Annotated in this window: 3 protein-coding genes; all 3 read right to left on the reverse strand. The window is 65.4% G+C overall.

Going from position 1 to position 1523, the window contains the following annotated elements:
* The coding region (locus tag QH270_RS33415) for a single-stranded DNA-binding protein (RefSeq protein ID WP_280348713.1) at positions 1–344 on the reverse strand (344 nt) is incomplete at its 3' end.
* A gap of 75 nt (positions 345–419) precedes the next feature.
* Complete coding sequence (locus tag QH270_RS33420; RefSeq protein ID WP_157104841.1) at positions 420–755, reverse strand: hypothetical protein; 336 nt, start codon at positions 753–755, stop codon at positions 420–422.
* 168 nt (positions 756–923) lie between these two features.
* A partial coding sequence (locus QH270_RS33425) for a DUF4192 family protein (RefSeq protein WP_280348716.1) occupies positions 924–1523 on the reverse strand: 600 nt, incomplete at its 5' end.

A 1523-nucleotide genomic window follows, 5' to 3' on the forward strand; every position in this document is an offset into this window, starting at 1 on the left:
GCGCGCGCGAACCGCAAGCTCGGCCCGACTTCGTCGACCTCGAGCTCGAACACCGTGCGCTTGTCCCCGTCACGGGTCTGGTAGCTGCGTTGCTTGAGCCGCCCCGCGACGATGACACGCGCGCCCATGGTCAGCGACTCAGCCGCATTTTCCGCGGCCTCGCGCCAGATGTTGCAGCGCAAGAACAACGCTTCCCCATCACGCCACTGATTGGTGGTGCGGTCGAACACCCGCGAGGTCGAGGCGACGGTGAAATGCGCGACCGCATCACCCGCGGGGACGAACCTCAGGTCGACATCGGAGGTCAGATTTCCGATGACTGTGATGACCGTGTCTCCGGCCATGGCGAACTCCTTAGCTCTGAGGGTGGATAAGACTCATTCGATGGGGCGCTACGCAGTACGCGGCGTCGGTTCGTTTCAGTCCTGCGACGTGCCGCCAAGTGCGCGGCTGAGACGAAAGGCCTGCCGCAAACCGGAATCGATCTTCTTGGCCTGCCGGTAGGTCAATGGGATGACGACCGTGCCGACGACGGTGTTGTCCGGGTCATGGATGTGGATGGTGAGGTGGTTGTCACCGGGTGCGCCGTAGCTCACTTCGAGCCCGCCGTCGCAGTAGGTCCACGCGATCCACATCGGGAACATTCCGCCGCTGACGTACTCGCGGCCCATGATTCGTTGCCACAGAATCGAACTCAGCGGTGCCTTGCGCCGGACGAAGTAGTAGCGGTACTCGTGACGGAGACGATCTCGCAACCGAGTGCACCCACGACCGCCACACAGGGTGTGCGGATACACAGGTGGATCCGGGGAAGCGCCTGCTAGATGACGGTCGGGTGGTAGATCTCGGTGATGGCGTCGGGCGCCTGTGACAGATGCGCGAACACCAGCGGGTATCGGGGCTGGGGTCCTGGCCGCTGCGGGTCAGGTGATGTCGATGCCGAGTTCGGCCGCGATCACCAGTGCGGCCTCGGCGAGTGCCCGGATCTGTTGGGGTGGCAAGTGTTCGTCGAGCGCGTTTGCCAGCAGCACCGCGATGGGGTGGGTCGGGTCGGCGTCGAGGGCTGTGGCAAGGGCGGTCCTGGCGAGCGCGGTGTTGTTGTGGTGGTAGGCGCTGTAGGCGAACAAGGTGACGGCTTCGGCGCGGTCGTGACCGTGGGTCGCCGCCGCGATCTGGAGCCACAGTGCCTCCGCCGCTCCGTGGTACTCGCTGCGGGCGAGGCCGTACATGATGTCGCGGATAGTCCGGTCGCGCAGCAGCGCGACGGCCAAGGCCAGATCCTGTGCCCCGACAGGTTCTTCTTGCGCGGTGCTTATCTGAAACAGCAGCCACACCGTGCGCTCACGGCGTAGATCGAGAACGCGGTCAGGAGAACGTGCGGCAGCGAGCTCGGCCCGGTCGCGACCAATAGCGTCAGCGAGGTGGGAGAGCACCTCGTCGACCAGGGCGGGGGTCGGGGCGTCGGGGATGCTGCGGAGCTGCCGCACCGGCGATGCCTGATCGGTTGCCACAGAATCGAACTC

This window comes from Nocardia neocaledoniensis (assembly GCF_029868625.1).
In the GTDB taxonomy this organism is placed as follows: domain Bacteria; phylum Actinomycetota; class Actinomycetes; order Mycobacteriales; family Mycobacteriaceae; genus Nocardia; species Nocardia neocaledoniensis_A.